Below are 7,202 nucleotides of genomic sequence, written 5' to 3' on the forward strand. Positions count from 1 at the left end.
TGACGTGTTGTAACGCCCGTCAAGGGAGGCGTGGCGGCCAGTCATGGGGGAATTTCAAAAGATTTCGCAGACGCAATATTTGAGTATTCATGATTGCTCTGCACCAGACTCACAGTCTCATCGTGCGCTGCTGCAAGGTAGCGATGCGGCACTGACCAAGGTCAAAGCGGTTAACAAGCGGTTAACCGTGCGTCAGACGCTGTTACCGAATGTGGCGATTATTTGCGCAGACGCGCCACAATTGGGCGCCCTGCGCATGACCGTACTGGAGCTGCCTCTGACCTTGGCGGGGCGGACCAGCGAATCCTCCACCATCGCGCTCGATCAGGGGCCGGTCCAGCCGATCCCGGCCAATATGACTTTCCTTGCAACGGTTCGCCGCGGCGCCGACATCCACTTTCCCGCCGGGTCGGTGATTCTGGTGGCGGCCCCGGACCGCTCGCCGGGCGCCGGAGAGGCGGGCGCGGGCGGCGGCGCGCTGTCCACGACGCCGGATGCATCGGTGGACCTGCTCATCACGCAGGCACAGTGCATTGTCGGGCGCGATCTGCCGCCGGCTTTGGCGCGGGCCTGCGAGGCCGGCCTTCTCGCGCTACTGTCGGTTGCACGCGAGCACGAGAGCGGCGCTCCGCCGACCGGCGACCATCTCTTCCGCGACATCCTCGCCGACATCGCCGCCAACTGCCGCCAGCAGGATTACGGCGTGGCCCAGGTGGCGCAGCGCTACAAGCTCAACGTGCGCACGCTCCAGAAGATGTTCCAGAAGCACGGCACCACGCTCAGGGAGCACATCACCGCCGCGCGCCTGAAATATGCGGGCGCCGCTCTGCTCGATCCCGTCAATGCCGGGAAGAAGGTGTCGGACATCGCATTCGAGGCCGGCTTCAACGACATCGCCACCTTCAACCGGCTGTTCCGCCGCACCTTCGGCCGCGCCCCCTCGGCCTTCCGCACCGAGGCCAACCAGGCAGCCGCCGGCGTCGCCCGCGCCGAGCGGGCCGACGTCAGCCAGGCGGGCTGACCGCCTTCCGGTGTCACCCTTGGGAGTTTTGCGCCTTCCGGCTTCACCGTTGAAAGCCGAGCGCCTCCCGGCGTCACCCTTGGGAGTCGAGCGCCTCCCGGCGCTATCCTTGCGAGTTTTGCGCCTTCCGGCGCTTGCGCACCGCGTCCGCGAGCGCGTCGAGGGCGGGATCGCGCACCCCGTGCCCGGCCAGTCCCTCGCAGGTGGCGAACAGATAGTCGGCGGCCGAGCCGATGGCGCCCTGGGCATTGGCGAGCCGGTCCACCACCTCCGCCTCGCTCAGCCCGCCGGCATAATGCGGATTGGTGCGGTCCATGGTGAAGGCGATGGCGCAGCCGATGTGCCCGCCGGCGGGATCGCTCACCTCCAGCCAGCGCGGCACATAGGCACCGGCCAGCATCTCCCGCCGCCACAGCAGGGAAAGTTCGTGCTCCAGCCCCTCCTCGGGCAGGCGGAGGGCGACGCCGGTGCAGTCGCCGCCCGCATCGAGGGCGAGGGTCAGACCGGGATAGGCCGGCGAGCCGCGCCCCACCACCGTCTCCAGGCAGAAGGCGCGGTGCCAGCCGTCGATGCGGCCGACGCGGCATTCCTCCACCCGCACGGTCGGGTTCCAGATCAGCGAGCCGTAGGCGAACAGCCAGGCCGGCCCCTCCGGCCGCGCCGCCAGGGTGGCGTTGAGGGAGGCGGCGCGCTCGGCCTCCGTGAGCACGGCGAGGTCCGGCGCGTCGCGCGCCACCAGCGCGTCGATGCCGCCGGCCTCGATGAGTTCGCGGGTGAGAGAATGCATCTTCATGGCTGTCCCTATTTAAGCAGGAACCGCGCCAATTCCCATGGGTGCCCGCTACGGGCGGCCCGCCTTCCCCGGGTACGGCATGGCACGCCTTCGGCGCGATAGGTGAGGGAGAATGCGGCTCTGCCGCGGCTTGGCATTTGGCTTGGCAGCAGATGCCGTGCGATGAACGGGGAACAAACTGCGTCCACCGCCTTCGGTTACCGCCGGCGAAGGACGCAGGCATCGGGGGCTTCGCCGGGGGGCGCGGCCGGCTCCGGTCCATCATCGGCGCGGGATCGCCCGCGCCGCGAGCACGAGCGCGAACTGCCCCGCATGAATGATGCCTCCGCCAGCCGCACCGCGCCCCGCACCACGCCGGATCTCGGCGCCTGCGACCGCGAGCCGATCCACATTCCGGGCTCCATCCAGCCGCACGGACTTCTGCTCGTGGCCGACCCGCGCACCCGCACGGTGGTGGGCGGCGCCGGCGACATCGAAGGCCGCCTCGCCGGGGACTGGCTCGGCGCCCCCCTCGACGCCCTGCTCGGACAGGATCTGTCGGCGCCGCTGCGTGAGGCGCCGCAGAACGGCGTCACCCGCCTCGGCCTCGTCGCCGGGCGCGCCGAAACTTTCGAGGTGCTGCTGCACCGCGCCCCGCAGGGCATCCTGGTGGAGCTGGAGCCGGCGCCGGAGGTGCGGCTTGGCGCCGCCGAGGTGCTGGCCGGGCTCGATGCCGCTTTCGTAAGCTTCGAGCGCGCGCCGGACCTGCGCAATTTGTGTGCAGAAGCCGCCGCCGTGTTCCGCCGCATCACCGGCTTCGATCGGGTGATGATCTACCAGTTCCTCGACGACGAGGCGGGGACGGTGCTCGGCGAGGCGAAGGTGAAGGAGATGGGCTCCTTCCTCAACCACCACTTCCCCGGCAGCGACATCCCCCGGCAGGCCCGCGCGCTCTATGTGCGCAACCGCGTGCGGGTGATCCCGGACGTGGCCTACGAGCCCGCCCCGCTGCGTCCGGCCGAGGCCGGGCTCGCGGAACTCGATCTGTCCGACGTGATGCTGCGCTCCGTCTCGCCCATCCACATCCAGTATCTCAGCAACATGGGGGTGGGCGCCTCGGCCTCGGTCTCCATCGTCAAGGACGGGGTGCTGTGGGGGCTCGTCGCCTGCCACAACCGCACGCCCCGGCGCCTGCCCTACGAGCTGCGCATGGCCTGCCAGTCCCTGGCCGCCAACCTCGCCCGCCAGATCCGCGCCCGCGAGGAGGCGATGCAGTATCGCGACCGCATCCGGCTGCGTGGCGCCGAGGATTCCCTCGCCGATTATCTCTCCGCCGACGCTCCGGTGGAGGACGTGCTGGCCCGCCACGGCGACGATCTGCGCCGGGCGCTGGGCGCCGACGGCTTCGCCGTGGTGGAGGCCGACCGCGTGCGCGCATCCGGCCGCTGCCCGGACGAAGCGGCGCTCAGGCGCATCGCGCGCTGGGCGGAGGGCAAGGCGCAGGCGCGGGCCTTCAGCACCCATGCCCTGCCCTCCCTCCTGCCCGCCGCCGCCGAGTTCGCCGCGCTGGCCAGCGGCGTCGCGGCGGTGAGCATCCCCGGCGACACGCCGCTGATGCTGCTGTGGCTGCGCGCGGAGCAGGTGGAGGTGGTCAACTGGGCCGGCAACCCGCATCGCGATGACGCGGCCGATCCCTCGACCCTGCTCACCCCGCGCGCCTCGTTCGAGGCGTGGAGCGAGACCGTGCGCGGCAAGGCCCGCGCCTGGTCGCTGGCGGAGGTGGAGACCATCAACCGCCTCGGCCATGCCGTGTTGCAGGCCCGCCAGAACCGGCGCGTGCGCGACCTCAACCGCCAGCTCTCCCTGACCGTGGTGGAGAACGAGCGGCTGTTGCAGCACAAGGACTTCCTGATGCGCGAGGTGAACCACCGCGTGCAGAACAGCCTGCAACTGGTCTCCTCCTTCCTGCGCCTGCAATCGCGCCGGCTCGGCGAGAGCGAGGCGGCGACGGCGCTGACGGAGGCCGAACGGCGGGTGGCGGCGGTGGGTCTCGTGCATCGCCAGCTCTATGCCGGCGAACAGGTGGAGGCGGTGGACCTCTCGCGCTATCTCATCGACCTCACCCGCGAGGTGACGAGCGCCCTCGGCAAGGAATGGGAAGCGCACATCATGCTCGATGTGGCGCCGGTGCTGATGGCGGCCGACCGGGCGGTGCGGCTGGGGCTGATCCTGACTGAGCTGGTGCTCAACACCGCCAAATATGCCTATGGCGGCGCCCCCGGCCCGCTCAGGGTGGCGCTGGAACAGCACCGCGAGCGCTTCCGCCTCATCGTCGCCGACCACGGCGGCGGCAAGGTGGGCGAGCGGCAGGGCTTCGGCACCATCATGATCAAGGCCATGGTGCAGGGCCTCGACGGCGTGCTCGCCGACGAGGAGAACGCCCCCGGCCTGCGCACCATCGTCACCGCCCCCATCTGCCCGGCGGGGACCTGACGCTCACAGCACGAAGGCGACGGGCCGCCCCGGCTCCGGCGCCGCCAGCCTGTGCCCGACGCCGAGGCTGGCGAAGGCCGCGGCGAGACGCTCCGCGCTCTGCTTGAAGGGCACCCACCCGTCCGTATGGGCGGCGAACAGCGTCGCGCCGGGGAAGGCGCGGGCGGTCTCCAGCGCGTCGTTCGCGTCCATGGTCATGTGGAACGCGCCGCGCGGCTGGGCCGAACCGGCGAACACCTCCACCACTTATGCCGAACTGTCGATTTATGACGCGCACAACGGCTGCGCCTGTCCGTTGAAAACCGAACCCAAATCCATAAGGTGAAGGTCGAGGTTGGCGTCGGGGGCGGCCTCATTTTCTCGCACCTAACGTGGTCCGGCTCCCGGCCGACCGGAGAAAATTGAAATGTTGTCACGCCAGGCTCTTGTTATTGCTCTCACCGCCTGCGCATCCGGCGCCGCCTACGCGGAAACCCCCAGTTTCTGCAATCAATACGCGTCAAAAGCCATTCACGACGTCCAGCTGGTGCGCTCCAATCCCAAGTGCAACACCGGCAACCTGCATGCGGGCGTTTTCTCGACGGACTATAACGTGCACTACTCTTGGTGCCTGCGCGTTGACGCCAACCGGGCCTACGCTGGAACCTCCGAGCGTGAGGCTTATCTCAAAAAGTGCACTGCTTCCAATCCGGGGCCGGCTGTCCAAAACCCCGGAAATCAGCCTCTGACTGCCGCGTGCCTATCCATTTACCGTCAATACATGAAGGGCAAGGGTCCTAAAGCTTTTGCTCTCAGTTCCGACAGGAAGCACTGCGGCGCCGCATGGGCCAAGAACAACGTCCAGTCGGCCAGCGCAAGAGCGATACAGATATGCGTCACCATAAGCGGTGGCACATGCAGAATCCAGGAGTCGTCAAACTGATCGGAGCGTCGGACTGAAGTCCAACCACTGCCCGACTGGCGCTTGCGCGCGGTGCGCTCCCGGCGCCAGGCGGACGTCGCGCTGCGTTCAGGACCGCCTGGCGAGGCGCCGTGGTGACGCCACGCCGTGACGCCGGCGGACGGCGCCGCCCCTTCCGCTTCGCCCCCGCGCTCCCTATCTCACGGCCATATGTCGTTCGGGGGCGGACGAGGCAGTTGATGGCCCAGCTTTCCATTCTTGATCTCGTCCGGGTGCGGGAGGGGTTCGGCCCCCGCCAGGCCCTGGACAATGCCCGCGACCTCGCCGCCCATGCGGAAGACTGGGGCTATCGCCGCTTCTGGGTGGCCGAGCACCACAACATGCAGGGCATCGCCAGCGCCGCCACGGCGGTGGTCATCGCCCATATCGCGGCGGGGACGCAGCGCATCCGGGTGGGCGCGGGCGGCATCATGCTGCCGAACCATGCGCCCCTCGTCATCGCCGAGCAGTTCGGCACGCTGGAGCACCTCTTCCCCGGCCGCATCGACCTCGGCCTCGGCCGCGCGCCGGGCACCGACCAGATGACCATGCGGGCGCTGCGCCGCTCGCTCACCAATTCGGACAATTTCCCGCAGGACGTGCAGGAGCTGGAGGCCTATCTCGCCCCCGCCCAGCCGGGCCAGACGCTGTTTGCCGTGCCGGCGACGGGCACCAACGTGCCGCTGTGGATTCTCGGCTCCAGCACCTACGGCGCGCAGCTCGCGGCGGCGCTGGGCCTGCCCTACGCCTTCGCCTCCCACTTCGCCCCGGCCGACCTGCTGCCGGCGCTGGAGATCTACCGCGCGCGCTTCAAGCCCTCGGACGTGCTCGCCAAGCCCTATGCCATGGCCGCCCTGAACGTGATCGCGGCACCGACCGACGCCGAGGCACGCCGCCTCGCCACCACCCAGCAGATGTCGGTGGCCGACATCTTCCGCGGCGCGCGGGGCCTGTCGAAGCCGCCCATCGACGACATCGAGGATTACTGGACCCCCATGGAGAAGGCGCAGGCCCAGCGCTTCCTCGCCCGCTCGGTCATCGGCGGACCGGACCGCTTGCGCGAGGGCGTCGCCGCCTTCGTGCGCGAGACGGGGGTGGACGAGGTGATGGTGGTCTCCGACGTGTTCGACCACGACAAGCGCCTCGCCTCCTACCGCATGATCGCGGAGGTTGCGGGACATCTGGCGGAGGTGGAGGCGGCGGCGGCGGTGTGAGCGGACGGGTTGGCCCGCCCCTGCGCCGCCATCCCTCTCCGCCCGTCATCGCCCGGCTCGTCCGGGCGATCCGCCCGTCCGCCTGCGCGATGCCCGAAGACCCGACCCGGCCCAACCGTGGATCGCCCGGACGAGCCGGGCGATGACGGCTCTTCAGATCTCTTGACCGCCCCTCACCCCGCCAGCTTGGCGTCCAGCGTGATGTTGGCGCGGATCACCTTGGACAGGGGGCAGTTGGCCTTGGCCTTGCCGGCCAGCTCCGCGAACTGCTCCGGCGTCGCGCCGGGCACGGTGCCCACCAGGGTGAGGTCCACCTGGGTGATGGCATAGCCGGCGTCCTGCTTTTCCAGCGACACCTTCGCCGTGGTCTCCAGCTGCGTGGCGGTGAGGCCCGCCTCGCCGAGGATGAGGGAGAGCGCCATGGTGAAGCAGGCGGCATGGGCCGCGCCGAGCAGTTCCTCGGGGTTGCTGCCGCGCTGGCCCTCGAAGCGGCTGGCGAAGCCGTAGGGGAAGCCGGCCAGCGCCCCGCTCTCGGTGGAGATCTTGCCCCGCCCGTCCTTGATGCCACCGCTCCATTCCGCCGAACCGCTGCGCACGATCGCCATGGTCGTCTCCTCGCTCTGATGGCCCGCGCAGAGCTGCGCCGGGGCTTTGCAGGGCCTGCGGCGCTCAGGCTTTCGGTGCCTGCGGCGCTCAGGCTTTCGGTGCCTGCGGCGCTTGGGCTTTCGGTGCCTGCGGCGCTTGGGCTTCGGTGCCTGCGGC

At 69.7% G+C, this 7,202-nt stretch carries 7 protein-coding genes; 4 read left to right on the forward strand and 3 right to left on the reverse strand.

All coding sequences use genetic code 11. The features are described from left to right. Window positions 1-43: 43 nt before the first annotated feature. Window positions 44-1,021, forward strand: coding sequence for a helix-turn-helix transcriptional regulator (locus V5F74_RS25650; protein WP_394010489.1), 978 nt, complete (start codon window positions 44-46; stop codon window positions 1,019-1,021). Window positions 1,022-1,124: 103 nt separating this feature from the next. Here V5F74_RS25650 and V5F74_RS25655 read toward each other — a convergent pair whose 3' ends face one another. Next, window positions 1,125-1,814, reverse strand: coding sequence for a gamma-glutamylcyclotransferase (locus V5F74_RS25655; protein ID WP_394010490.1), 690 nt, complete (start codon window positions 1,812-1,814; stop codon window positions 1,125-1,127). A gap of 312 nt (window positions 1,815-2,126) precedes the next feature. On the opposite strand from V5F74_RS25655, the gene V5F74_RS25660 reads away from it, so the two are divergent. Then, on the forward strand, window positions 2,127-4,286 hold the full coding sequence (locus V5F74_RS25660; protein ID WP_394010491.1) for a histidine kinase dimerization/phosphoacceptor domain -containing protein: 2,160 nt from the start codon (window positions 2,127-2,129) through the stop codon (window positions 4,284-4,286). Window positions 4,287-4,289: 3 nt separating this feature from the next. Here V5F74_RS25660 and V5F74_RS25665 read toward each other — a convergent pair whose 3' ends face one another. Further along, complete coding sequence (locus V5F74_RS25665) at window positions 4,290-4,484, reverse strand: hypothetical protein (RefSeq protein WP_394010492.1); 195 nt, start codon at window positions 4,482-4,484, stop codon at window positions 4,290-4,292. A 208-nt stretch (window positions 4,485-4,692) separates the two neighbouring features. On the opposite strand from V5F74_RS25665, the gene V5F74_RS25670 reads away from it, so the two are divergent. Both V5F74_RS25670 and V5F74_RS25675 read left to right on the forward strand, forming a co-directional pair. Then, a complete protein-coding gene (locus V5F74_RS25670) occupies window positions 4,693-5,208 on the forward strand; it encodes a hypothetical protein (RefSeq protein WP_394010493.1) in 516 nt (171 codons plus the stop codon). 218 nt (window positions 5,209-5,426) lie between these two features. Beyond that, window positions 5,427-6,440 carry an LLM class flavin-dependent oxidoreductase gene (locus tag V5F74_RS25675; RefSeq protein ID WP_394010494.1) on the forward strand — a complete coding sequence of 338 codons (1,014 nt, stop codon included), beginning with the start codon at window positions 5,427-5,429 and terminating at the stop codon, window positions 6,438-6,440. Window positions 6,441-6,613: 173 nt separating this feature from the next. Here V5F74_RS25675 and V5F74_RS25680 read toward each other — a convergent pair whose 3' ends face one another. After that, window positions 6,614-7,045, reverse strand: a complete 432-nt coding sequence (locus tag V5F74_RS25680) for an OsmC family protein (protein ID WP_169124707.1) — start codon at window positions 7,043-7,045, stop codon at window positions 6,614-6,616. Between the last annotated feature and the right edge of the window lie 157 nt (window positions 7,046-7,202).

This window comes from Xanthobacter aminoxidans (genome assembly GCF_043193615.1).
GTDB lineage: Bacteria > Pseudomonadota > Alphaproteobacteria > Rhizobiales > Xanthobacteraceae > Xanthobacter > Xanthobacter aminoxidans.